At 65.8% G+C, this 24049-nt stretch carries 22 protein-coding genes and 2 pseudogenes; 9 read left to right on the forward strand and 15 right to left on the reverse strand.

Translation table 11 applies throughout. From position 1 onward, the window contains the following. Positions 1–5 precede the first annotated feature (5 nt). The 4 genes and pseudogenes from PKB_RS07185 to metG form a co-directional block, all read right to left on the reverse strand. Complete coding sequence (locus PKB_RS07185) at positions 6–404, reverse strand: DUF350 domain-containing protein (protein ID WP_043250296.1); 399 nt, start codon at positions 402–404, stop codon at positions 6–8. Between the two features lie 42 nt (positions 405–446). Continuing rightward, positions 447–1373 (reverse strand): glutathionylspermidine synthase family protein, encoded by a 927-nt coding sequence (locus PKB_RS07190; RefSeq protein ID WP_197539244.1) that lies wholly within the window; start codon positions 1371–1373, stop codon positions 447–449. Positions 1374–1431: 58 nt separating this feature from the next. Then, positions 1432–1713 (reverse strand): annotated as a pseudogene (locus PKB_RS30510) (hypothetical protein); the annotation flags it as partial. 348 nt (positions 1714–2061) lie between these two features. Continuing rightward, complete coding sequence (gene metG / locus PKB_RS07195) at positions 2062–4104, reverse strand: methionine--tRNA ligase (RefSeq protein ID WP_277914524.1); 2043 nt, start codon at positions 4102–4104, stop codon at positions 2062–2064. Positions 4105–4268: 164 nt separating this feature from the next. Between metG and apbC the strand changes: the two genes are divergently transcribed. Both apbC and dcd read left to right on the forward strand, forming a co-directional pair. Then, on the forward strand, positions 4269–5363 hold the full coding sequence (apbC, locus tag PKB_RS07200) for an iron-sulfur cluster carrier protein ApbC (protein ID WP_043250300.1): 1095 nt from the start codon (positions 4269–4271) through the stop codon (positions 5361–5363). 179 nt (positions 5364–5542) lie between these two features. Beyond that, a complete protein-coding gene (gene dcd, locus PKB_RS07205; protein ID WP_028631034.1) occupies positions 5543–6109 on the forward strand; it encodes a dCTP deaminase in 567 nt (188 codons plus the stop codon). Positions 6110–6234: 125 nt separating this feature from the next. On the opposite strand, the gene PKB_RS07210 is transcribed toward dcd, so the two are convergent. The 7 genes from PKB_RS07210 to PKB_RS07240 form a co-directional block, all read right to left on the reverse strand. Beyond that, positions 6235–6999 carry an ABC transporter ATP-binding protein gene (locus PKB_RS07210; RefSeq protein WP_043250303.1) on the reverse strand — a complete coding sequence of 255 codons (765 nt, stop codon included), beginning with the start codon at positions 6997–6999 and terminating at the stop codon, positions 6235–6237. A 49-nt stretch (positions 7000–7048) separates the two neighbouring features. Further along, the gene (locus PKB_RS07215; protein WP_043250305.1) at positions 7049–7762 is read right to left on the reverse strand and encodes an ABC transporter permease; all 714 of its coding nucleotides are present in this window, start codon (positions 7760–7762) and stop codon (positions 7049–7051) included. Further along, positions 7759–8484 (reverse strand): ABC transporter permease, encoded by a 726-nt coding sequence (locus PKB_RS07220; protein ID WP_043250306.1) that lies wholly within the window; start codon positions 8482–8484, stop codon positions 7759–7761. The genes PKB_RS07215 and PKB_RS07220 overlap by 4 nt, the downstream gene beginning before the upstream one ends. Before the next feature lie 94 nt (positions 8485–8578). After that, positions 8579–9358 (reverse strand): ABC transporter substrate-binding protein, encoded by a 780-nt coding sequence (locus PKB_RS07225; protein WP_043250307.1) that lies wholly within the window; start codon positions 9356–9358, stop codon positions 8579–8581. Between the two features lie 343 nt (positions 9359–9701). Then, the gene (locus PKB_RS07230) at positions 9702–12245 is read right to left on the reverse strand and encodes a penicillin acylase family protein (protein WP_043250309.1); all 2544 of its coding nucleotides are present in this window, start codon (positions 12243–12245) and stop codon (positions 9702–9704) included. Between the two features lie 166 nt (positions 12246–12411). Continuing rightward, a complete protein-coding gene (locus PKB_RS07235; protein ID WP_043250311.1) occupies positions 12412–12609 on the reverse strand; it encodes an SEC-C metal-binding domain-containing protein in 198 nt (65 codons plus the stop codon). Positions 12610–12616: 7 nt separating this feature from the next. Further along, positions 12617–13102, reverse strand: a complete 486-nt coding sequence (locus tag PKB_RS07240) for an LEA/WHy family protein (protein ID WP_043250313.1) — start codon at positions 13100–13102, stop codon at positions 12617–12619. A 124-nt stretch (positions 13103–13226) separates the two neighbouring features. Here PKB_RS07240 and PKB_RS07245 point away from each other — a divergent pair, with 124 nt between their 5' ends. After that, entirely contained in the window at positions 13227–13763 is a 537-nt protein-coding gene (locus PKB_RS07245; RefSeq protein ID WP_043250314.1) for a hypothetical protein, read from the forward strand. Between the two features lie 4 nt (positions 13764–13767). On the opposite strand, the gene PKB_RS07250 is transcribed toward PKB_RS07245, so the two are convergent. From PKB_RS07250 to PKB_RS07260, 3 genes are all read right to left on the reverse strand, one after another. Further along, entirely contained in the window at positions 13768–14394 is a 627-nt protein-coding gene (locus tag PKB_RS07250) for a trimeric intracellular cation channel family protein (protein ID WP_156958001.1), read from the reverse strand. A 97-nt stretch (positions 14395–14491) separates the two neighbouring features. After that, on the reverse strand, positions 14492–14965 hold the full coding sequence (locus tag PKB_RS07255) for a YchJ family protein (RefSeq protein WP_043250316.1): 474 nt from the start codon (positions 14963–14965) through the stop codon (positions 14492–14494). A 2-nt stretch (positions 14966–14967) separates the two neighbouring features. Next, positions 14968–15456, reverse strand: a complete 489-nt coding sequence (locus PKB_RS07260) for a DUF6231 family protein (RefSeq protein WP_043250319.1) — start codon at positions 15454–15456, stop codon at positions 14968–14970. Positions 15457–15595: 139 nt separating this feature from the next. Between PKB_RS07260 and PKB_RS07265 the strand changes: the two genes are divergently transcribed. The 3 genes from PKB_RS07265 to PKB_RS07275 all read left to right on the forward strand — a co-directional run bounded on the left by PKB_RS07265 (position 15596) and on the right by PKB_RS07275 (position 17379). Then, the gene (locus tag PKB_RS07265; protein ID WP_043250321.1) at positions 15596–16225 is read left to right on the forward strand and encodes an OmpA family protein; all 630 of its coding nucleotides are present in this window, start codon (positions 15596–15598) and stop codon (positions 16223–16225) included. Between the two features lie 121 nt (positions 16226–16346). Continuing rightward, positions 16347–16622: a DUF1145 domain-containing protein gene (locus PKB_RS07270; RefSeq protein WP_043250322.1), complete on the forward strand. Its 276-nt coding sequence runs from the start codon at positions 16347–16349 to the stop codon at positions 16620–16622. Further along, on the forward strand, positions 16615–17379 hold the full coding sequence (locus PKB_RS07275; RefSeq protein WP_043250324.1) for a hypothetical protein: 765 nt from the start codon (positions 16615–16617) through the stop codon (positions 17377–17379). The genes PKB_RS07270 and PKB_RS07275 overlap by 8 nt, the downstream gene beginning before the upstream one ends. Positions 17380–17413: 34 nt before the next feature. On the opposite strand, the gene PKB_RS07280 is transcribed toward PKB_RS07275, so the two are convergent. Continuing rightward, positions 17414–17878, reverse strand: a complete 465-nt coding sequence (locus PKB_RS07280) for a CopD family protein (RefSeq protein WP_043250326.1) — start codon at positions 17876–17878, stop codon at positions 17414–17416. A 111-nt stretch (positions 17879–17989) separates the two neighbouring features. Here PKB_RS07280 and dinG point away from each other — a divergent pair, with 111 nt between their 5' ends. The 3 genes and pseudogenes from dinG to PKB_RS07295 form a co-directional block, all read left to right on the forward strand. Beyond that, positions 17990–20134: an ATP-dependent DNA helicase DinG gene (gene dinG, locus PKB_RS07285; protein ID WP_043250327.1), complete on the forward strand. Its 2145-nt coding sequence runs from the start codon at positions 17990–17992 to the stop codon at positions 20132–20134. Positions 20135–20227: 93 nt separating this feature from the next. Then, positions 20228–22504: a beta-galactosidase gene (locus PKB_RS07290; RefSeq protein ID WP_043250329.1), complete on the forward strand. Its 2277-nt coding sequence runs from the start codon at positions 20228–20230 to the stop codon at positions 22502–22504. Between the two features lie 110 nt (positions 22505–22614). Further along, positions 22615–23757: pseudogene (locus tag PKB_RS07295) on the forward strand (EstA family serine hydrolase); the annotation flags it as partial. Positions 23758–24049: the final 292 nt, after the last annotated feature.

Genomic DNA, 24049 nt, shown 5'->3' on the forward strand with positions numbered 1-24049 from the left:
GCCGCTCAGTAGACCATACAGGCGGCGTTGAGCAGGCCGACGCACAGCGAGCAGCCGCCCAGCAGCACGCCGTGGGCCTGGGTGTTGTTGGCGATGCCTTCCTTGAGCTCCGGCACCAGACGCGCGATGCCAAGGTAGACCAGCGCCTGCACCAGCAGGGCGATCAGTCCCCAGAGCAGCATGTCGCGCAGGTTGACGCTGTTGGCGATCGCACTCGCCAGCGGCAGGGCAAAGCCGAGCAGCGCGCCGACCAATGCGGTTGCGGCGCTGAGGTTGCCCTCTCGGATCAGGCGGATCTCGGCGTAGGGCGTCAGGCGGATGTAGAGGATGGCGAACAGGCCGAACAGGGCGATGGCGGTGGCTAGGTAGACAACGAAGTTCGGCAGGGTGTGCAGCAGGTCCATGTGGGGCTCCCTCGCGCCCGGCAGGTAGCCGGCGCCGTTGATTCAGTCGATGAAGTAGTGCGGCACGAAGCGGCTGCTGTCGCGGGTGATGGGGCTGGCGTCCTCGCGGATGCCCAGCCCGGCGGCCTGGCCGCCGATCATCCAGCAGCCGAGCACCGCGTGGTTGCCGTCGTACTCGGCCAGCGGCGCGAAGCCCTGGTAGATGCAGGGTGCGTCTGCGTGCGGGCCGTCGCTTTCCAGGCGCAGGTCCCCGGCGACGATGCGGATGTTCTCGCCCTCGCGCGAATACAGCGGCTTGCGCACGTAGGCGCCGGGCAGGTCGTTCTGGAAGCTCGCCGGCAGCAGGTTCGGGTGGCCGGGGTTGAGCTGCCAGAGGATCGGCAACATGGCCTTGCTCGACAGCAGCAGCTTCCACGCGGGCTCCAGGAAGCGGATGCCGCTGCTGTCGACGAAGCGGCCGAAGTCGTCCTGCAGCAACCATTCCCAGGGGTAGAGCTTGAAACAGTGGCTGATGTCCTGTTCGTACTGGTCGACGAAGCGCCCGCGCCCGGCGTGGTGGCCGATGAATTCGAGCGGCAGGTAGCGCGTAGACAGGCCTGCCTGGCGCGCGGTGTCCTGCAAGTAGAGGACGTTGCCGGTGTCTTCTTCGTGGCCGTCGATGGCGCTGAAGTGCAGCAGCGAGCCTGGGTCGAGCGAACGCCAGTGTTCGATCAGCTTTTCGTGCAGCGAGTTGAACTGGTCGGCCTCCGGCTTCACCTCGTTCAGCCAGTGCCATTGCACGACGCTGGCTTCGAGCAGGCCGGTCGGGGTGTCGGCGTTGTATTCCAGCAACTTGGGCTGGCCCTGGCCGTTCCAGGAAAAGTCGAAGCGCCCGTAGAGGCTGGGGTCCTGGCGCTTCCAAGAGCGCACGACTTCCTCGATGGCGCTTTCCGGCAGGGCGAAGGGGGCGAAGTGGCGGTGTTCGATCAACCCAGGCCGCCGCTTCCAGGTAGCGCTGGTGCAGGTCTTCGCTGGCCGCCTCGAGCGTCTCGATCTGTTCGAGGCTGAATTCATAGGCCACGGACTCGTCCCAGTAGAGGCCGTCGATGCTGTGGAAGGTGAAGCCGACCGCTTCGCAACGCTCGCGCCAGTCGGGGCGCGGCGGCATGGCGAGGCGCCGCATCAGCCGCCCCCGGAGAAGCGGGCGCCGGACGAGCCGAAGCCGCCACGGGAGATCATCTGCCGGGACTGCACCTGGAAGCTCTGCGCGGTGCGCGGGCGCGAGCCTTCCTCGTAACTGGGGCCGCGATAGCGGCTGGCCCCCTGCCATAGCTGCCGCTGGAACCACCGGAGCTGTCGGAATCGTCTGGCTGGCAGGCGTTGGGCGTAGTGCCCCAGTCCTTCAGGCAGTCTTCCTGGCTGGCGTATTGATCGCGATAGACCGGGTTGTGGTGAAGCATGGCCACTACCACGCTGCCGGTCAGCAGGGTGACGACGACTTCGGATTTCTTCATGTCCGGCAAGCCGGAGCGGAGTGCTGGAAGCGGGGCATCGGCAGGTCCTTGTGCGCGGTGGGCGTCCGTGAAGCGCGACGAGTCTAGCGAGGCGCCCGTTGTGAATAAAGGCCCGGAAACGACAACGCCGGCCCTGGGGCCGGCGTTGTTCGGGAGGCTGGCGCTTACTTCACGCGCTGGCCCGGCTTGGCGCCGCTGTCGGGGCTGAGCAGGTAGATTTCTTCCCCGCCCGGGCCGGCGGCCAGGACCATGCCTTCGGAGATGCCGAACTTCATCTTGCGCGGCGCGAGGTTTGCCACGTAGAGGGTCAGGCGGCCTTCGAGCTTGCTCGGGTCCGGGTAGGCGCTCTTGATGCCGGAGAACACGTTGCGCTTCTCGTCACCGATATCCAGGGACAGGCGCAGCAGCTTGTCGGCGCCTTCGACGAACTCGCACTTCTCGATCAGCGCGATGCGCAGGTCGACGGCGGCGAAGGCGTCGAAGTTGATCTCCGCGGCCAGCGGGTCCTTGGTCAGTTCGCCATTGCCTTTGGGCTGGTTGGCGGCGGCGAGGTCTTCCTTGGAGGCTTCGATCATGGCTTCGATTTTCGCGGGCTCGATACGGGTCATCAGCGGGTTGAACGGGTTCAGTTGGTGGTTGGCCAGCAGTTGCTCGTGGTCGCTCCACTTCAGCGGGGCGACGTTGAGGAAGGCTTCGGCGGCTTCGGCGAGCTTCGGCAGTACCGGCTTGAGGAAGATCACCAATTGGCGGAACAGGTTGACGCCCAGGGCGCACACGGCCTGGACCTCGTCCTGCTTGCCTTCCTGCTTGGCCAGGGCCCACGGGGCCTTCTCGGCGATCCAGGCGTTGGCCTGGTCGGCCAGGGCCATGATCTCGCGCATGGCGCGACCGAAGTCGCGGCCTTCATAGGCGGCGGCGATGCTCGGGGCGGCGGTCTTGAAGGCTTCGCTCAGCTCCGGCGCCGGGTTGGCGTCGACCAGCACGCCGGCATTGCCCTTGTGGATGAAGCCGGCGCAACGGCTGGCGATGTTGACGACTTTGCCGACCAGGTCGGAGTTGACCTTCTGCACGAAGTCCTCGAGGTTCAGGTCGAGGTCGTCGACGCCGCGGCCGAGCTTGGAGGCGTAGTAGTAGCGCAGGTATTCCGGGTTCAGGTGGTCCAGGTAGGTGCGCGCCTTGACGAAGGTGCCGCGCGACTTGGACATCTTCTGCCCGTTGACGGTCAGGTAGCCGTGCACGTTCAGCGCGGTCGGCTTGCGGTAGCCGGCGCCTTCGAGCATGGCCGGCCAGAACAGCGCGTGGAAGTTGACGATGTCCTTGCCGATGAAGTGGTACAGCTCGGCCTTGGAGTCCTGCTTCCAGAACGCGTCGAAGTCCAGCTCCGGACGGCGCGCGCAGAGGTTCTTGAAGCTGGCCATGTAGCCGATGGGGGCGTCGAGCCAGACGTAGAAGTACTTGCCCGGGGCGTCGGGGATCTCGAAGCCGAAGTAGGGCGCGTCACGGCTGATGTCCCACTCCTGCAGGCCGGCGTCCAGCCACTCGGCGATCTTGTTGGCCACCGATTCCTGCAGGGCACCGCTGCGGGTCCACTGCTTGAGCATGGCGTCGAAGTCGGGGAGCTTGAAGAAGTAGTGCAGCGATTCCTTGAGCACCGGGGTGGCGCCGGAGATCGCCGATTTCGGGTCTTTCAGCTCGGTCGGCGAGTAGGTCGCGCCGCAGGACTCGCAGTTGTCGCCGTACTGGTCGGCGGTGCCGCACTTCGGGCAGGTGCCCTTGATGAAGCGGTCGGCCAGGAACATCTGCTTTTCCGGGTCGAAGTACTGGGTCACCGGACGGGTGGCGATGTGCCCGGCCTCGCGCAGCGCGGTGTAGATCGACGAGGACAGCTCGCGGTTCTCTTCCGAGTGGGTCGAGTGGTAGTTGTCGAAGTCCACCAGGAATTCGGCGAAGTCGGCCATGTGCTCGGCGCGCACGCCGTCGATCAGTTGTTCCGAGGTGATCCCTTCGCGCTCGGCGCGCAGCATGATGGCCGAGCCGTGGGCGTCGTCCGCGCAGACGTACACCGCCTGGTTGCCGCGCATCTTCTGGAAGCGCACCCAGATGTCGGTCTGGATGTATTCCAGCATGTGGCCCAGGTGGATGGAGCCGTTGGCGTAGGGCAGGGCGCTGGTGACGAGGATCTGGCGGTTTTCGGACATGGTGGTCAGGCCGTGGCGGTAAATCGAGGGAAGTCGGCAACTATATAGGCGCGGGACATTTTTTTCACCCGCGAAGGTCCCCGACGGCCTCCTCGCGGTTGTTCGCGAGCAAGCGCGCGCCTACAGCGTTAAGATGCCCGCCTATTGTGCTCAGTCTTTTTTCGGGAGAACCCATGAGCGTCGTCACCCGTGCCACGGTGGAAACCGTCCTCCGCCAGATCAACGATCCCCACACCGGCCAGAACCTGCTCGACGCCGGCTACCTGCGCGACCTCGATATCCAGGGCGGGCGCGTCGTCCTCTCTCTGGAGCTGGGCTATGCCTGCGGCCTGTTCAAGAACGGCCTGGCGCAGACCGTGCAGATGGCCCTGGAAGCCGCCGACGGCGTGGATTCTGCGCAGGTGAAGGTCGAGGTGAGCATCGCCGCGCACAAGGCCCAGGCCCAGGTGCCGGGCATGAGCAACGTCAAGAACATCATCGCCGTGGCTTCCGGCAAGGGCGGCGTGGGCAAGTCCACCACCGCCGCCAACCTGGCGCTGGCGCTGGCCCGCGAGGGCGCGAAGGTCGGCATCCTCGACGCCGACATCTACGGCCCCAGCCAGGGGATCATGTTCGGCATTGCCGAAGGCACCCGGCCAAAAGTGCGCGATCAGAAGTGGTTCGTACCGCTGGAAGCGCATGGCGTGGAAGTTATGTCCATGGCCTTCCTCACCGACGACAACACCCCGGTGGTCTGGCGCGGCCCGATGGTCTCCGGCGCGCTGATCCAGCTGATCACCCAGACCGCCTGGAATGACCTCGACTATCTGGTGATCGACATGCCGCCGGGCACCGGCGACATCCAGCTGACCCTCGCGCAAAAAGTGCCGGTGGCCGGCGCGGTGATCGTCACCACGCCGCAGGACCTGGCCCTGCTGGATGCCAAGAAAGGCGTGGAGATGTTCCGCAAGGTGAACATCCCGGTGCTGGGCGTAGTGGAGAACATGGCCGTGCACATCTGCTCGAACTGTGGCCACGCCGAGCACCTGTTCGGCGAAGGCGGCGGCGAGAAGCTGGCCGCGCAGTACGGCGTCGAACTGCTGGCCTCGCTGCCACTGTCGATGGCCATCCGCATGCAGGCCGACGGTGGCAAGCCGACCGTGGTGGCCGACCCGGAAAGCCAACTGGCGATGATCTACCAGGAAATGGCCCGCTGCGTCGGCGCCCGCATCGCCCTGAGCGAGAAGGACGCGCCGGCGATGCCGAGCATTTCGATCAGCGAGGACTGAGTCGTTGATTGGGTCCCCGCATTCGCGGGGATGACGTGTTAGGAGGCCGACATCTGCCTTCCGTCATCGCCGCGCACGCGGGGACCCAGAAGATTGGCCCGTCCGGCGCGCCCCTTTGCCCGCCGGCGCGCCTGCCGGTAAGATTCGCCTTCTTTTTCAGCAGCTACGGGACGCCCGCCATGACCATCAAATCGGACAAGTGGATTCGCCGCATGGCCCTGGAGCACGGGATGATCGAGCCGTTCGTCGAGCGCCAGGTGCGCGGCGCCGACGACAGCCGGGTGATCTCCTACGGCGTTTCCAGCTACGGCTACGACGTGCGTTGCGCCGCCGAATTCAAGGTGTTCACCAACATCCACTCGGCGGTGGTTGACCCGAAGAACTTCGACGAGAAGAGCTTCGTCGACATCAACAGCGACGTCTGCATCATTCCGCCGAACTCCTTCGCCCTGGCCCGTACCGTCGAGTACTTCCGCATTCCGCGCGATGTGCTGACCATCTGCCTGGGCAAGAGCACCTATGCTCGCTGCGGCATCATCGTCAACGTCACCCCGCTGGAACCGGAGTGGGAAGGTCATGTGACCCTGGAGTTCTCCAACACCACCAACCTGCCGGCGAAGATCTACGCCCACGAAGGCGTGGCGCAGATGCTCTTCCTGCAGTCCGACGAGGCTTGCGAGGTCTCCTACCGCGATCGCGGTGGCAAGTACCAGGGCCAGACCGGAGTGACTCTGCCCAAGGCCTGAGGCCGACGCGGAGCGAAAAAAAACCGGGCGATTGCCCGGTTTTTTGTTGCCTGCGTTTCCCTGTAGGAGCGGACCTTGTCCGCGATTCGCGCGCATGGCGCGCTCCTACAGGGGACGCGGATAAGCTATTTGAGGTTGCCGCTGAGGAACTGTCGCAGCCGTTCGCTCTTCGGCTTGCCCAGCACTTCCTGCGGCGGACCCTGTTCCTCGACGCGGCCCTGGTGGAGGAACAACACCTGGCTGGATACCTCGCGGGCGAAGGCCATCTCGTGGGTCACCAGGATCATGGTGCGGCCTTCCTCGGCCAGGGCCTTGATCACCTTGAGCACCTCGCCGACCAATTCCGGGTCGAGCGCCGAGGTCGGTTCGTCGAACAGCATGATTTCCGGTTCCATCGCCAGCGCGCGGGCGATGGCCACGCGCTGCTGCTGGCCGCCGGAGAGGAAGGCCGGGTACTTGTCGACCACCTGTGCCGGCAGGCCAACCTTGGCCAGGTAGTTGCGCGCGCGGTCCTCGGCTTCCTTGCGGTCGACGCCGAGCACGCGGCGCGGGGCGAGGGTGACGTTCTCCAGCACCGTCAGGTGGCTCCACAGGTTGAAATGCTGGAACACCATCGCCAGGCGCGTGCGGATGCGCTGCAGCTGCGCCGGGTCGGCCACGCGCATGCCGCCGGGGCTGGCGATCATGCGGATGTCCTCGCCGTCGAAGCTCATGGTGCCTTCGTCCATCTGCTCGAGGAAGTTGATGCAGCGCAGGAAGGTGCTTTTGCCGGAGCCGCTGGCGCCGATCATGCTCACCACGTCGCCGGTTTTCGCTTCCAGCGACACGCCCTTGAGGACTTCGTTGTCGCCGTAGCGCTTGTACAGGGCGTCGATCTTCAGTGTGGTCATGGAGTTCTCTATCTCCGGCCGCCGACGAGGGCGGCCTTGCAGGGATGAGTCAGCCGTGGCTCGGGCCGAGGAAGGCCAGCCAGCGGCGTTCGGCGAGGCGGAACAGGCCGACCAGGGTGAAGGAGGTCACCAGGTACAGCGCCGCGGCTATGCCGAAGGACTGGAAGGACATGAAGGTGGCGGCGTTGGCGTCGCGGGCGATCTTCATGATGTCCGGCACGGTGGCGGTGAAGGCCACGGTGGTGGAGTGCAGCATGAGGATCACTTCGTTGCTGTAGTAGGGCAGCGAACGGCGCAGTGCCGACGGCATGATCACGTAGCGGTACAGCCGCCAGCCGCTCAGGCCGTAGGCATGCGCCGCCTCGACTTCGCCGTGGGCGGTGTTGCGGATGGCGCCGGCGAATATCTCCGTGGTGTACGCACAGGTGTTCAGCGCGAAGGCCAGCAGCGTGCAGTTCAGGCCGTTGCGGAAGAAGGCGTCGAGGATGGGTTCGGCGCGCACCGAGGCCAGGCTGTAGATGCCCGTGTAGCAGACCAGCAGCTGGATATACAGCGGCGTGCCGCGGAACACGTAGGTGTAGAACTGCACCGGCCAGCGGATCAGCGGGTTGCGCGAGACGCGGGCGATGGAAAGGGGAACGGCAAAGGTGAAGCCGAAGGCGATGGAAACCACCAGCAGCCAGAGCGTCATGGCCAGGCCGGTGATGTGGTAGCCGTCGGTCCAGAGGAAGGCTTTGCCGTATTGCTGCAGCAACTCGATCATCGCAGGGCCTCGCGCACACCGGTGGCGTAACGGCGCTCAAGTTTCCTGAGCACGATGTTGGAAACGGTGGTGAACACCAGGTAGATGGCCGCGGCGACCAGGAGGAAGAACAGCAGTCGGTAGCTGCTCTTGCCGGCGTCCTGAGCGGCGCGGACCACATCGGAGAGGCCGATGATGGAAACGAGCGCGGTGGACTTGATCAGCACCATCCAGTTGTTGCCGATCCCCGGAAGGGCAAAACGCATCATCTGCGGGAAGAGCACGAAGCGGAAACGCTGCATGCGCGACAGGCCATAGGCGGTGGCCGCTTCCATCTGCCCGCGCGGCACGGCGAGGATGGCGCCGCGGAAGGTCTCGGTGAAGTACGCGCCGTAAATGAAGCCGAGGGTGATGATCCCTGCGCTGAAAGGATCGATCTCGATGTATTCCCACTCCATGTAGTCGGTGAGGTCGGCCAGCCAGGTCTGCAGGCTGTAGAAGATCAGCAGCATCAGCACCAGGTCGGGGACGCCACGGATCAGCGTGGTGTAGCAGATGGCGGGAAAGCGCAGCAGCTTGGAGCCGGAGAGCTTGGAGGTGGCGCCGATCAGGCCCAGCAGCACGGAGAGCAGCAGGGAGCAGATCGACAGCTTGATGGTCATCCAGGTGCCGTCCAGCAGGATCGAGCCATAGCCCTTGAGGCTCAAGCTGTCGGCCAGGGTCCCGAGAAAGTCTGGGAGCATGCGCGGAGCGCTCCTTGTTCTTGTACGTCGTTAGCAGAATAGACCGCGCCCGGCCCCTTAACAGGCGGCCGGGCGCGGTAGGTGGTGGCGCGGATCAGTCGTTGTAGATGTCGATCTCGCCGAAGTATTTCTTCTGCAGCTTGTCGTAGGTGCCGTCGGCGTGGATCGCCTTGATGCCCTTGTTGATCATCTCGCGCAGATCGTTGTTGCCCTTCTTGATGCCGATGGCGATGTCGGCCGGCATCAGCGGGTCATGCACCGGCTTGCTGATTTCGAAGCCCTTGCCTTGCTCGGTGGTCAGGAAGCCCTGTTCGGCTTGCAGCATGTCCTGCAGGGACACGTCGAGACGGCCGGACACCAGGTCGGCGTAGACCTGATCCTGGTTCTGGTAGCTCTTCACGGTAACGCCGGCCGGCTCCAGCTTGGCCTTGGCGTAGGTCTCCTGGATGGTGCCCTGTTCGACGCCGACGCTTTTGCCTTTCAGCGATTCCGGGGTGGCCATCAGGCCCGAGCCCTTCTTGCTGATCATCGCGGTCGGGCTGGTGAACAGCTTGTCGCTGAAGTCGATTTCCTTCTTGCGCGCTTCGGTGACGGTCATCGACGAGATCACGCCGTCGAATTTGCGTGCCTTCAGGCCCGGGATCATGCCGTCGAAGTCGTTGGCCATCCAGACGCACTTGACCTTCAGGTGTTCGCAGATCGCGTTACCCAGGTCGATGTCGAAACCGACCAGGCTGCCGTCCGGAGCCTTGGACTCGAAGGGCGCGTAGGACGGGTCGGTAGCGAAGCGGATTTCCTTGTATTCCTTGGCTTGCAGGGCGCCCGCGGCAGCCATCAGGGCCAGGGCGGAAAGAGTCAGCCATGCTTTTTTCATCGATTGGAATCCTTAGATTTGAGCAGTGGAACGACAGGGAAAAGTTGCAACATCAATTTGATAGCAAATTTTGAACCACACGCATCCGACGGGTCTCGGCGGTCTGAACGAGACGACGGACGTGGTCCTAGGACAGGTATAGCATCGGCTGTCGGAAACACCGCCCCACGTCGGTGCGCTACCGCGAGGCGTTCGGTAACAAAGTGGTGCGGGAATGTGCGGGGGAGAGAGGTGTGCGGGCGGGAGAAAAAAAGAAAGGCACCCGAGGGTGCCTTCAAGATGATCATGGAGTAAGTCGACTGATCTGATCCGTCAGTGCGGCGGAAGTTCCGCCGCTCCCGGTTTATTTCTGCGGAATCAGGGTCAGGCGCTTGTTGCCGTAGACGCGGTCGAGGTTCTGCGGCTGGAACGGGAAACTCATGTAGTCGCCCTTCAGCCAGGCGTCGATGCCGTCGGCGTAGTGCGGGCTGGCCGGGTTGCCGGACTGGCCGCTGCTGTTCACGCCGAGCATGGGTTCGCTCTGGCCGAAGTCGACGACGATGCGCATGGCCGGGATCAGCCAGGTGTCGAAGTCCTTGCCCCAGCCGTAGGCGGAGACGTTGAGGGTGCTGTGGTCACCACCGGCCGGGTAAGGGCCGCGATCCAGGTAACCCTTGATTGCGCCAAGGCCTGCGCGCTGGCTGGCGTCGAGGTAGGGCGCCATCTTGGTGCTGTCGCTGACCCAGTTGTAGGTGTGCAGCTTGCCCCACTGCCAGGCATGGCGGTCGGCGCCCAGCTTCTGTTCGCAGAAGCTGGTGGCGGCGGCCAGGCTGCGCGCCAGGATTGCCGGTTTGTCTTCCTTCTGCGGGGTGCGCACGTCGTCCCAGAACGGGCTGTCGTCGCGGCCGAGCAGGTGGTCGGCCTGGGCCGAGTAGGACAGGTTGGCGTTCTCCACGAAAGCTTTCCAGGCCGGGCTGTCTTCCGGACCCAGTTCGTCGAGGAAGATCTGCTTGGTGCTTTCCTGCAGGAAGGCTTCGTACAGTGCGGCGTCGGAGGAGGTCGCGGCGAGCTTGCCGTCGAATGCCATCAGCCGGTCGAGTGCTTCCCGCGCGCGTTCCCGTTGGCCGTCCGGCAGCGCCTGGATCGCCTGTTTCAACGGTGTGGCCATACCCGGTGCGGAGAACATCGCCTGCAGCTTGGCGGCGAAGGGCGTGGTCTGGTCGTACTGCATGGCGATCATGCTGCGTGCATCGTGGCGGTTACTGGCGTTGGCCAACTGGGCGATGCGCTCGGCGCGTTCCGGGTAGTACCAGGAACTCGACAACTGCGCGCCGTAGCCAGGCTGCACGGTGCGGTGGTTGGCGGTGCCCAGCCAGCCCTGCTGCGGGTCCTGGTCGGACGGGTGCAGGATCGGATCGGCATAGCCGTCCCAGTCGTAGCGGCCGTCCCAGCCAGGGGAGGGCAGCAGGCCGCGGCCTTCCTTGCGGTTGGGGAAGCGACCGGTGACCTGCCAGCCGATGTGCTTCTCGTCGGCGAATACGATGTTCAGCGGCATGGCGCGGACTTCGCGGGTGGCGTCGAAGGCTTGCTCGACGCTCTTCGCGCGCGACAGGTCGAAGAAGGCATCGAGGCTCTTGTCCGAAACCGCCTGGATGCTCTGGTAGGCCAGGCCGTAGCTGCTGGAGACCGGCAGCGGTTGCAGGTCGTTCTTTCGTGCACCGAGCAGGGCGCTGTTGAGCAGCGGGCCGTGACGGGTTTCGTAGACGGTTTCGCGGATCGGCGACTGGCCTTTGACGAAGAAGGTCTCGTTGCGCTCGATGGCCGGTTTCCATTGGCCGTCGGCGAGGTAGTAGAGCTTGCCGCCCTGGCGCCGGACCTGTTCGAGGAACACGTCCTGGTTGTCGCCCATGACCATGGTCATGCCCCAGGCCAGCTTGCCGTTGTAGCCGGCAACCACGCCCGGCACGCCGGCGATGGTGACGCCGGCGGCGGTGTATTTCGGCGAACGCACCTGCATGAAGTTCCACACCGAGGGCATCGACAGCGGCAGGTGCGTGTCGTTGGCCAGCAGGCTCTTGCCGCTGCGGCTGCGTTGCGGGGCGATGGCCCAGTTGTTCGAGGCGGCGACGCCCATCATCTGCAGGCCCGCGACCTGCTCGACCGCCGTGCCGATGTCGGCGAGGCCGGGAATCTGCCCGCTGAGCTTCAGGCCCTTGAGCTTGTCCGCTTCGTCGAAGGGAAGGGCTTCGTCCGGGTAGATGGGCGTCAGCCAGGCGAGTTTTTCCGCACCGACTTTTTGCGCCAGGGTCAGCGAGTCGAGCTCTTCCTGCAGGTTCACCGCCAGGCCGAAATTCAGCAGGGCGAAGACCAGCGCCGAGTCCTCCGGCTTCCAGTACTCGGGGCGGTAGCCGGATTCGGCGAGATCCATCGGCAGCTTGTCGCGGTAGCGATAGAGGTAGGCGTTGACGCCGCGCGCGTACGTCTCGAAGAAGCGCTGGGTGCGCGGCGACGCGCCTTTGTAGAGGGCGTCGGCGGCTTGTCGGAGGTTGACCGTGCGCATGAAACGGTCGATTTCCAGGGCACCCGGGCCGACCATTTCGGACAGGCGACCCTGGGCCAGCAGGCGCATGCCGACCATCTGGCTGATGCGGTCGCTGGCATGCACGTAGCCCATGGCGAAGAGTGCGTCGTGGAAGGTCGTGGTCTCGATCAGCGGCATGCCCAGGCTGTTGCGCCGGATCGACACGCTTTCCGCCAGGCCCTTGATCGGTTGCACGCCGGAAGTGGGCGGCAGGCTGTCGGCGTACTGGTCGTTCAGCCAGGCTTGGCAGCCGGTGAGGCTGACGGCGGCGCTGAGGGTGGCGGCGAGGCCGAAACGGGGTAGCGGGCGGAAGGCTCGCGAGGCCATGGGAACGTGCTCCTGCACTGGGCTGGCGGAAAGCCGCTACGTTAGTGAGGAGCGCCTTGCCGCGCAAGCTGCGGAGGCAGGCATTTCGCGGCTTTCAGACCGATTGGCCGGGGTTCGCGCGGAAATGAAAAAGGCCCGCTGGGCGGGCCTTCTTCGGACAGGCGCATCAGGCGCCGTGGCACTTCTTGAACTTGGCGCCGCTGCCGCAGGGGCAGGGATCGTTGCGGCCCACGTCCTTCAGCGGATTGCGCACCGGCTCGTGGCTGTGGTTGCAGTGCGGGCCGTGGACGTGGTGGGGATGGTCGTGGTCATGATCATGGTCGTGGTTGCAGTCGGGACCATGTACATGGGGTTCCTGGCTCATGAATGCCTTACTCCGGGATGAAATCGCCGGGGATTATCTCGCCATTGCGCGCGATATGCACGGTCTGGCCGAACAGGATACCGGTCTTGATGTCGCCTTCGAGGTTGTAGCGGATCGGCTGGTCGGGCTTCTGCAGCAGCTTGACGATGTACTTCATGTGCCGCCACAGGTTGGTGTTGACCGGCACCTGGAAGTTCTGCCGGCCGTTGGCGGGCACGGTGAACCACAGGCTGGATTCGCCTTCGGCAAGATCGACATCGTTCAGCTTGACCTTATAGGCCAGGCCGCGCACCGGCAGGCTGAAGTCGTTCGGGTTGTCGATGCTGAAGTGCAGCATGAACTGTTGTTCGAGCAGGCGGGCCTTGACCACGTCCACTTTCACCAGCTTGACATCGGGACTCTCGAAGCTGCCGGTCATCCAGCTACAGCCGGACAGGAGCGAGAAGATCCAGACTAGGCTGATAATTCTTATCATTTGCGCCTGATAATTCATGTCAATCCCCCAAGACGCCCCAGTGTACCAAGCGACTGCTCGGCCGCAAGTTGTTGTTACGTTAAAAGAAGTTGTCCCATACTGGTCCGACCCAGCTCTGGGGCAAAACACAGGAGTGTGAAGGATGAGCCGTTACGAAATCGTTTTTTCCGGTCAGACCCTTCCGGGATCCGATCTGGAAACGGTCAAGGCCAACCTGGCCAAGCTCTTCCAGGCCGACGCCCAGCGCATTGCCCTGCTGTTCTCCGGCCGCCGCCTGGTGCTGAAGAACAACCTCGACGAGGCCGCTGCCGGGAAGTATCGCACCGCTCTGGAGCGGGCAGGAGCGCGCATCGAGGTGGTCGACATGGATGCGCCGGTGGAGGAGATCGAGCTTGCGCCGCCGCCCGCGCCGAGTGAAGAGACTGTGCCTGCAGCCCCGGGGCGACTCAAGGTCGCACCGCGCGACGAGTACATGGCGGCGTTCGCCGATGTCGATGCGCCGGACTTCGGCCTGGCGCCGGTCGGTGCGGATCTGCAGGATGCCAAGGCCGAGCCGCGCGCGCCGCAGGTCGACCTCAGTCAGTTCAACCTCGCCCCGGTCGGCAGCGACATGGGCCAGGCCCGCCCGGCGCCCGCCGCGCCTGCGCCGGACACCAGCCACCTGAAGCTGGCGGACTGAGTCTTCAGCCGTTCTGCTGCGGGTCGTCCTGGTAGACGAACTTGGGCATTTCCCAGTGGAAACGGATGGCCAGCAGGCGGAACAGGAAGCCGGCGAACAGCGTGATCAATAGCGCCTGTTCGTTGGGCAACGACAGCTGGATGCAGATCAGGTAGCACCAGGCGCTGGCGAAGGACACGCTGGCGTAGAGCTCGCGGCGGAAGATCAGCGGCACGTCGTTGCAAAAGATATCCCGCAGTATCCCGCCGAATACCCCGGTGATCACCCCGCAAACCGCAGCGATCAGCAGGCTGTGGCCCATCTCCAGGGCAACCCGGCAGCCGATCAGGGTGAAGGCGACCAGGCCCACGGCGTCGAGCACGAGGAACAGCGAGCGCAGGTGGCGCATCAGCGGTGCGATGAAGACCGTCACCAGCGCCGCGAACGCAGTCAACATCAGGTACTCGGGATGGCGCACCCAGGTCAGCGGGTAGTGGCCGAGCAGCATGTCGCGAACCGAACCGCCGCCCAGCGCGGTGACGCAGGCCACCAGCACCACGCCGAACAGATCCATGCTGCGCCGTCCGGCCGAGAGCGCGCCGGTCATGGCTTCGGCAGTAATGGCGATGATGTAGAGCACGGTCAGCAGCATGGTGGGTCCCGAAAAAAAGCGCGCATTCTAGTCGAAGCCCGGCATGCACCCAACGGGTGCATGCATCGGCTGAAGCTCGCGCCTGCGGAAACGCCGTTCAGCCGATCCAGGGACCGCAGCATTTCTTCAGCTTGCCGCCCGCGCCGCAGGGGCAGGGGTCGTTGCGGCCGAGCTTGAGCGGCACCGTCGGGTCGAGGAAATACCAATGCCCATCGCGCTGGACGAAGCCCGAGCATTCGCGGTGGCTGTGCTCGCCATTGGCGTCGTGCCAGCTCGCCGTGAAGGCGACCCGCGCATGCTCGGGAATCCCGCCGAGCACCTCGTGGCTTTCCACCTCCAGGCCCAGCCAGGTGCTGCCCAGGCTCCACGCACGGATGGCATCGAGGTCCAGTCCGGCTTGTTGCGCCGGTAGCGTGGTGTCGCGCAGATAGTCGACCAGGCCCAGCACATAGGCGCTGTAGCGCGAGCGCATAAGCGCCTCGGCGGTGGGCGCCGGCTGGCCTGCGTGCAGGCGGCCGCAGCAGTCCGCCAACGACAGGCCGCTTCCGCAGGGGCAGGACGGTTCGCTCATGGTCACCACCAGTACTTGCCGAAGTTTTCCGGATTAGCCCAGAACTTGGCGTTGAGCCAGTCGGGTACCTGCTTGTATTCGCGTAGGTCGTAGGTGAACAGGGTCAGGGTCTGTTCGTCGCGCTGGAAGCGCTCGCTGGCCTGCATGGCCAGGGCGTAGAAGTCGGTTTCGCGGGCGCCGGCTGCCTGCAGGTCGACCAGCACCGCGACGCGGCTGCTGTTGAGGTTGCGGATGCCGCCTACCAGCTGCAGCGCATCGCGGCGTTCCAGGTGCTCCAGGCAGTCCGCCAGCAGCGCCAGGTCATAGCGTTTTGCCGCCAGGTCTGCCGGCAGCGGGCCGGCGGCGCAGCTGTCCAGCTGGCAGTCCGGGTGCGCCTGGAGAAAGGCGTCGACGGCGGGAATGCGCGTGGCGCCCACCAGCAGCAGGTACTTGGGGGCGTAGCGGTCGAGCAGGGCGGCCAGCGCCTGCTGCGGGGTGCGATCGGAGATCATCGGGCTCTTCTGAATCGTTTGGCGGATGCGCAGAGACTAGCTTGTGACGTCCTTATGGCCTAGTGCTGGCGCATTTTCGCAGTCGCGTCTTTACTCGGTAATTGTCGGTTCAGACCTATCTCAGAGGAGAGACTGATATATGAGCATCACAAGGACCGCTTTACCCCTGCTGCTGGTGAGCACCCTGCTTACCGGTTGCGCAGGCCTGCAGAAGTCCGACTGGCCGACCTGCGCTCTGGTCGGCGGTGTGGGGGGCGCCGGTCTGGGCTCCATCGAGAACAGCACCTGGGCTGGCTGGGGCGCGCTGATCGGCGGCGTGCTCGGCGCTTCGTACTGCTGGGTACACGGCGCCAGCGAACAAGTTGCCGTGGCTCCGCCCGCGCCTGCTCCCGAACCGGCTCCGGCTCCGCCGCCGAAGGAAGAGACTATCGTTGTCCGCGACCTGCATTTCGCCTTCGACTCGTCGAAGATCGATTCGCGTGACAAGGACAAGCTCGACACCATTGCCAGCAAACTGAAAGCCGAACCTGCCAGCACCGAGCTGGACATCTCCGGTCATACCGACAGTGTCGGCTCCGACGCCTACAACCAGAAACTGTCCGATCGCCGTGCTCATGCGGTGGCGGATTACCTGGTCAATGCTGGCGTTCCGGCCTCCAGCATCAAGTCGGTCGAAGGCTATGGCGAAAGCAAGCCGGTTGCCGACAACAAGACCAAAGAAGGCCGCGCCGATAACCGTCGCGTAGAAATCCAGATCAAGCGCCAGTAACCGGGGCGTGCAGTGGAGAAGGGGCCCTTGCGGCCCCTTTCTCGTTTCTGCGGGGGTGTCTGGAATCGCCCGCCCCGGCGGGGTATGGTGCGGGCACAAGAAAACACCGGGGAGCGCTTTCATGAAAGCTATTGCGGGGCTGGGCAAACTGGTTGCCCTGGCATTCTGGGGGGCGGTGCTGTTCAACATCCTGCAGCCCTTCGCCCAACCTTTCGCCACGCTGCTGCTGGCAGCCGGTGGCCTGATCCTGCTGATCCACATCGTCGAATTGCTGGTGCTCGGCAGTCGCCTGAAGGGCCGTTCGCATCCCTGGATGGATCGCCTGCAGGTGCTGCTGTTCGGTGTCTTCCACCTGCTCTCGGTGCCGGCGGCCGGCCAGGAGGATCGCCATGCGTAAGCTCCTCTGTGCCATGGCCCTGCTAGCGCCGCTGCAGGCCGCCATCGCTGCCTCGGTGAATGTCGATGCCAATACCGTTCTGCGACTTCCGGCCAAGACCGACGCCCTGACCCTCGAGCGTATCAGTGTCGCCCCGGGTGGAGCGCTGCTGATTCCCTCGCGGGTCACCCTGTTGCGCGTTCAGGAGCTGGACCTGCAGAAAAATGCTCGCATCGGCGTGTTCCCGGGAGAGCATCCGCTGCGCATCGAGGTGATTCGCGGCCAGTTTGCCGACGGCAGCGTAATCGCCGCCCAGGGTGCGGCTGGCAGCTTCCACCGTCCGGCCAGCGCCGGGCGGAACCTGACCCTGCGTCTGCAGAGCGTCAGCGTCACCAACCTGCTGGTGGACGTTCGCGGCGGTGTCGGCGCGCCTGGCTACGACGGCCTGGACGGCGCCAATGCGCGCCCGGCCGGCTGCCTCTGGGGTAGCTCGCTGGCCGGCGGTGACGGGCAGAGCGGCGGCGACGGACAAACTGGCGGGGCGGGTGGCCAGGTGCGCCTGGAAGTGCCGGCGAAATTCACCGTCGAAGTGGTCAAGGTCCGCCTGAACGGCGGTGCCGGCGGCGCACCGGGCAAGCCGGGCAAGGCCGGCGCGAGCAGCGGCGAGAAGGAGTGCTGGCTCTACTCGGCAAGCGGCGGCGACGCCGGGCGCGAAGGCCAGACCGGCCATGAAGGCGCGGTCGGCGCCGAAGGTCACCTGGACGTGGTGCGCTTCTGATCGATCCGGCGCGGGCCAGGCCCGCGCCTTCGTCTTACCAGTGCGGGCGTGCCGCGACTATCGCCACCAGCGCCAGGCCGAGCAGCAAGTTGCTGCCTACGGTGCGGCGAATCCGCCCCAGCACGGCGCCACCCGCCGGCCAGTCCGAAGCCTCGATCGCACGGCGCAGTTCCGGCAGCTGCAGGGCCTGCACACGCAGGAACAGCGCCAGCATCGCGACGTACAGGCCCATCATTACCTGCACATAGCGCGGTGCGCCGGCCACGCCGTTGAAGCTCAGCTGCAGCATGCCGATGCCGGTCACCGGCAGCACCACGACCGCCGCCCAGACCCAGACGAAGAAGCGCCGGAACACTTCGCTCCACAGCTTCAGCCGGGCCGGTGCCTCCAGCGCGGTGACGGCGGCCGGACGCAGAATCATCCAGGCGAAGAACATGCCGCCGACCCAGACCAGGGCGGCCAGGACGTGCAGGGCGTAGACGGGGGCAAAGGCGGTCATTCGGCGATCTCCGCTGGCGGTTGGGATGAAGCGCGCTATCATAGCCGGCCCCACTGAAAATTTATCCAGCCTCCGGAAGACCTCGCGGTCGATCCGGCGCCCGGGAATTCCATGCTCAGCACCGAACTCAAGGCCCAGATCCAGGGCGCCTACTCGCGTTTCCTGGAGGCCAAGGAACTCAAGCCGCGCTATGGCCAGCGCCTGATGATCGCCGAAGTGGCCAAGGTCCTCGGCACCATCCAGAGCGACGACGAAGGCCATCGCGTCGGCGAGGCGGCGGTAGTCGCCGTCGAGGCCGGCACCGGCACCGGCAAGACCGTCGCCTACAGCCTGGCCGCCATCGCCTGCGCCAAGGCCGCCGGCAAGCGCCTGGTGATCGCCACCGCGACCGTCGCCCTGCAGGAGCAGATCGTCCACAAGGACCTGCCCGACCTGCTGCGCAACAGCGGCCTGAGCTTCAGCTTCTCCCTGGCCAAGGGCCGCGGCCGCTACCTGTGCTTGTCCAAGCTCGACCACCTGTTGCAGGAAGGCCACGCGCAGAGCGCCACCGCGCAGCTGTTCGAGGAAGAAGGCTTCCGCATCGACGTCGACGAGAGCGGCACCAAGCTGTTCAACCAGATGATCGAGCGCCTGGCCGGCAACCGCTGGGATGGCGACCGCGACAGCTGGCCGGAAGCGATCGAGGATGCGCACTGGACGCAGCTGACCACCGACCACAGCCAGTGCACCGGGCGCCATTGCCCGAACTTTGGGCAGTGCTCCTTCTACAAGGCGCGCGAAGGCATGACCAAGGTCGACGTCATCGTTACCAACCACGACCTGGTGCTGGCCGACCTCGCCCTCGGCGGCGGCGCGATCCTGCCCGACCCGCGCGAAACCATCTACGTGTTCGACGAAGGCCATCACCTGCCGGACAAGGCCATCGGCCACTTCGCCCACTTCACCCGCCTGCGTGCCACCGCCGACTGGCTGGGCCAGGTGGAGAAGAACCTCACCAAGCTGCTGGCGCAGAACCCTCTGCCGGGCGACCTCGGCCGGCTGATCGAGCAGGTGCCGGAACTGGCGCGCGATCTGCGCACCCACCAGCAGTTCATGTTCACCGCCTGCGAGGAGATCGGTGACTTCCGCGCCGGCGAAGACATGGAAGGCCGCGAGCGGCCGCGCCATCGCTTCGAGGGCGGGGTGATTCCCGAGCACATCCGCGAGATGGGCATCGAGCTGAAGAAGGGCTTCGCCAAACTCACCGACCTCTTCACCCGCCTCACCGAGCTGCTTAAAGAAGCGATGGACGGGGAGGGCGCTGCCGGCGTCGCCAGCTACCAGGCCGAGGAGTGGTACCCGCTGTTCGGCAGCCTGCTCGCGCGCGCCCAGGGCAACTGGGAACTGTGGACCGCCTTCACCTGCGAGGACCCGGAAGACAGCCCGCCGATGGCGCGCTGGCTGACCCTGGCTGAAAGCGGCAGCTTCTACGACATCGAGGCCAACGCCAGCCCGATCCTCGCCGCCGAGACCCTGCGCCGCAACCTGTGGAACGTGGCCTACGGCGTGCTGGTGACCTCCGCAACCCTGACCGCGCTTGGCACCTTCGACCGCTACCGCATGCGTGCCGGCCTGCCGCGCGCGGCAGTCACCGCTGTCGTGCCGAGCCCGTTCCATCACGCAGAAGCCGGCCTGCTGCGTGTGCCCGATCTCAAGGCCGACCCCCGCGACGCCGCCGCGCACACCGCGGCCATCGTCCGCGATCTGCCGGCGATGGTCGAAGGCGCACGCGGCACGCTGGTGCTGTTCGCCTCGCGCAAGCAGATGCAGGAAGTGTTCGACGGCCTGGACCGTGATTGGCGCAAGCGCGTGCTGATCCAGGGCAACCTGTCCAAGCAGGAGACGCTGAACAAGCACAAGTCGCGCGTGGACGACGGCGAGCACAGCGTGCTCTTCGGCCTGGCCAGCTTCGCCGAGGGCGTCGACCTGCCCGGCGCTTATTGCGAACACGTGGTGATCGCCAAGATTCCCTTCGCCGTACCGGACGATCCTGTCGAGGCGGCGCTCTCGGAGTGGATCGAGGCGCGCGGCGGCAATCCCTTCATGGAGATCGCCGTGCCCGACGCTTCGCTGCGCCTGGTGCAGGCCTGCGGGCGTCTGCTGCGCACCGAGCAGGACCGCGGCACCATCACCCTGCTCGATCGGCGCGTAGTGACCCAGCGTTACGGCAAGGCGATCCTCAACGCCCTGCCACCGTTCCGCCGCGAGATCGCCTGACGGCGGGGGGGCCCGAATCCGCTGGCGGCGTGCCCTGCGCTGCCGCCCGAAGACACCGGCGGTGCCTGGCGCCGCCACAAGGACAAGAGCTGCATGCGTTCATTCCTGCCCCTGCTGTTCAGCCTGAGCCTCGCCAGCGCCCCGCTGTGGGCCGCCGAGGGCAACGAGACCCTGTTCAACTTCGTCAAGCCGATGGCTGTGGTGAGCGTCGGTCTGCAGGACGCCGACCTGCCCAATCACACCGCGGAAACCGCCGCGGGCGGTGAAATCCTGCGGCGCGTGAAGTTCCATCCGGCGGCGCGTCCGACCCTGACCCTGAAACCGGCCAGCGGCAGCTGGGACTGGTCGCAGGCCGACAGCCTGAGCCTGCGCGTGCAGAACGCCATGGACTGGGCGTTGACCCTGGAAGTCGAGATCGATAACGCCGATGGCACGCCCGGCCTGCATGCCAGCATCGCGCTTCCCGCAGGTCCCGCGCAGACCCTGCTGGTGCCGCTGCAGGCTACCGCGCCGCAACTGTTCGGCATGCGCGCCGGCGTCCCCATGCCCTTCACCCTTGATGGCCAGCGCTTGCTCATCGCCCCGGTGGTCACCGGCGAGTTGAAGCGCAGCCAGGTCGGCGCGGTGAAGCTTTATCTGGACACCCCGAAAGCGGCCCAGGAGATCCTCGTCGGCCGCTTCGGCACCCGCGCCGGCGGCGACGAGTTGCACAAGGCCTATAGCGGCATTGTCGACGCCTACGGGCAGTCGACCCGCAGCGAATGGCCGGAGAAGGTGAAAAGCGTCGAACAGCTGGCCAATGCCTGGAAGGCCGAGGGCGAGCAACTGAAGAAGTGGCAGGCGCAGAACGAGCAGCGCGACACCTTTGGTGGGCTGCTGGAGGGCCCGAACTTTGACGCCACAGGCTTCTTCCGCAGCGAGAAGCGCAACGGCCGGTGGTGGTTGGTCACGCCAGACGGCCATGCTTACTGGTCGCTGGGCGTCAACACGGTGAACAACGAAAGCAGCCAGACCTACATCGAGGGCCGCGAGTACATGTTCGACGGGCTGCCCCGCGAGGGCGATCCGCTGGCGGCCTTCTACGGCAGCAGCGACGACCGCGACGGCGTCGGCGCGCAGCAGGGTCGCGCCTTCGGTCACGGCCGCTGGTATGACTTCTATGCCGCGAACCGCTACCGCGCCACCGGCGGTCTGAGCGGGCAGCCGTTCGCCGACGCCTGGTTCGAGCGCACCCTGGCGCGCCTCGACGCCTGGGGCTTCAACTCGCTGGGCAACTGGAGCCAGCCGGCCTTCGCCGGCGCCTCGCGCATCCCCTACAGCCTGCCGCTGGCGATCAGCGGCGACTACGCCACCGTCAGCACCGGCTACGACTGGTGGGGCGCCATGCCCGACCCGTTCGACCCGCGCTTCGCCATGGCTGCCGAGCGCGCCATCGCCATCGCCACCCGCGACCACCGTGAAGACCCCTGGCTGCTCGGTTACTACGCGGACAACGAACTGGCCTGGGCCGGGCAGGGCAGCGATGCGCGCAACCACTACGCCCTGGCCTTCGGCGCCCTGGCACTGTCCACCGACAGCCCGGCCAAGCGCGCCTTCATCAAGCAGTTGAAGGACAAGTACCACGACCACCAGGCCCTGGAGCAGGCCTGGGGCATCGACATGGCGGCCTGGGAAGACCTGGACGTGCCGGGCTTCCAGGCACCGCAGCCGAACGCTGCGCACCCGGCCATCGAACAGGACTACAGCGCGTTCCTGCGCCTGTACGCCGACCAGTACTTCCGCACCCTGCGCGATTCGCTGAGCTGGCACGACCCGAACCACCTGCTGCTGGGCGGCCGTTTCTCGGTGACCACCCCGGAAATGCTGGCCTCCTGCGCGCATTACTGCGACCTGCTGAGCTTCAACCTGTACGCCCCGACCCCGCAGCAGGGCTACGACGCCAACTACGTGCGCAGCCTGGACAAGCCGGTGCTGATCAGCGAATTCCACTTCGGCTCGCGCGACCGCGGGCCGTTCTGGGGTGGCGTTTCCGAGGTCTACAACGAACAGCAGCGCGGTGAGCGCTACCAGCAGTTCCTCAGCGCCGCGGTGAAGGATCCGCAGATCGTCGGCGCGCACTGGTTCCAATACCTCGACCAGCCGACCTCCGGGCGCTTGCTCGATGGCGAGAACGGCCACATCGGCCTGGTCGGCATCACCGACCTGCCGTTCGCCAGCTTCGTCGATGCCGTGCGCAAGGGTAACCAGCAGGCTGCGAAGGTCCTGCAGGAGCAGGCGCGCGCCGCCGCCAAGGCGCCGCCGAAAGCGCCGAGCAAGCCGATAGACCCGGACGCCACGGCCAGCCGAGACGACACCCCGGCCGCGCAATGAGCCGGCATTCGCCGGGGCCATGATGGCCGCGGCCCAACTTGGGCAGGGTTCACAAGGGCGGAGGGCGCTGGAAGAATGCGCCTTTCTGTTCCCCGTCCCGGAGTGCCTCCATGACCCTGCAAGGCCATTGCGATAGCCGCTTCACCCCCGTCGCCGACGCATTCGCGGCACTCTTCGAGGACCCGCAGGCGCGCGGCGCCGCGCTTTGCATCCAGGTCGGCGGCGAAACGCTGGTGGACCTGTTCGCCGGTGCCGCCGGCAAGGACGAGGGCCAGGACTGGCAGGCGGACACCCTGCTCAACCTGTTCTCCTGCACCAAGACCTTTGCCGCCGTCGCCGCCCTGCAAATGGTTGGCGAGGGCAAGCTTGAACTGGACGCCCCGGTGGCCCGCTACTGGCCCGAATTTGCCGCCGCCGGCAAGCAGGCGATCACGGTGCGCCAGTTGCTCTGCCATCGCGCCGGCCTGCCGGCTTTGCACCAGATGCTGCCGGCCGAAGCGCTGTACGACTGGCAGGCGATGACCGCTGCGCTGGCCGCCGAAGAGCCGTGGTGGCAGCCGGGCGAGGAGCATGGCTACGCGCCCATCACCTACGGATGGCTGGTGGGCGAGGTAATCCGCCGGGTCGATGGCCGAGAGCCGGGCGTGGCCATCGTCGAGCGCACCGCCAAGCCGCTCGGGCTGGACTTCCACATTGGCCTGGACGATGCCGAGTTCCCGCGCGTGGCGCACATCGCCCGGGCCAAGGGCAACCTTGGTGACGCGGCGGCGCAGCGTTTGCTGCGCACCATGATGAGCGAGCCGAACGCACTGACCACCCGCGCCTTCACCAACCCGCCGTCGATCCTCACCAGCACCAACAAGCCGGAATGGCGGCGCATGCAGCAGCCGGCGGCGAACGGCCACGGCAACGCGCGATCCCTAGCCGGCTTCTACAGCGGCCTGCTGCAAGGGCGTCTGCTGGACAAGAAGCTGCTCGCCGAGCTGACGCGCGAGCACGCCCGTGGCGAGGACCGCACCTTGCTCACCAGCACCCGTTTCGGCCTCGGCACCATGCTCGACCAACCGGAGCTGGCCAACGCCACCTATGGCCTCGGCCCGCGCGCCTTCGGCCATCCCGGTGCCGGTGGCTCGGTGGGCTTCGCCGATCCGGAGCGGGAACTGGCCTTCGGTTTCGTCACCAATACCCTCGGCCCCTATGTGCTGATGGATCCGCGTGCGCAGCAACTGGCGCGCGTCGTCGGCACCTGCCTCTGCTCGTCGGCCGATACGCGCCGACGAGCCGTGGGAACCTTCCTTCACGACTCCGCTCGAAAGACCCAGCTTGCGGCATCGCATGCCCGCGGGATGGGTGTCGTCGCTTGCCAGTCGAATATCAAAAAGGCCAATTGGCTTAGTAAGTTATGATCGACTTCTAAGTTGAAAATCTGATTCGCGCCCGCCGCCGGGCGCGTCTGTCCCTTGTCTCGCCTGTCGGTATCCGTCCATGAACCTGTTCAAGACTTCCACTCTGGTCCTCTGTCTCGGCCTGTCCGCCTGCAGCCAA

Origin of the sequence: Pseudomonas knackmussii B13 (genome assembly GCF_000689415.1) — a bacterium.
GTDB classification, from domain to species: Bacteria; Pseudomonadota; Gammaproteobacteria; order Pseudomonadales; family Pseudomonadaceae; genus Pseudomonas; species Pseudomonas knackmussii.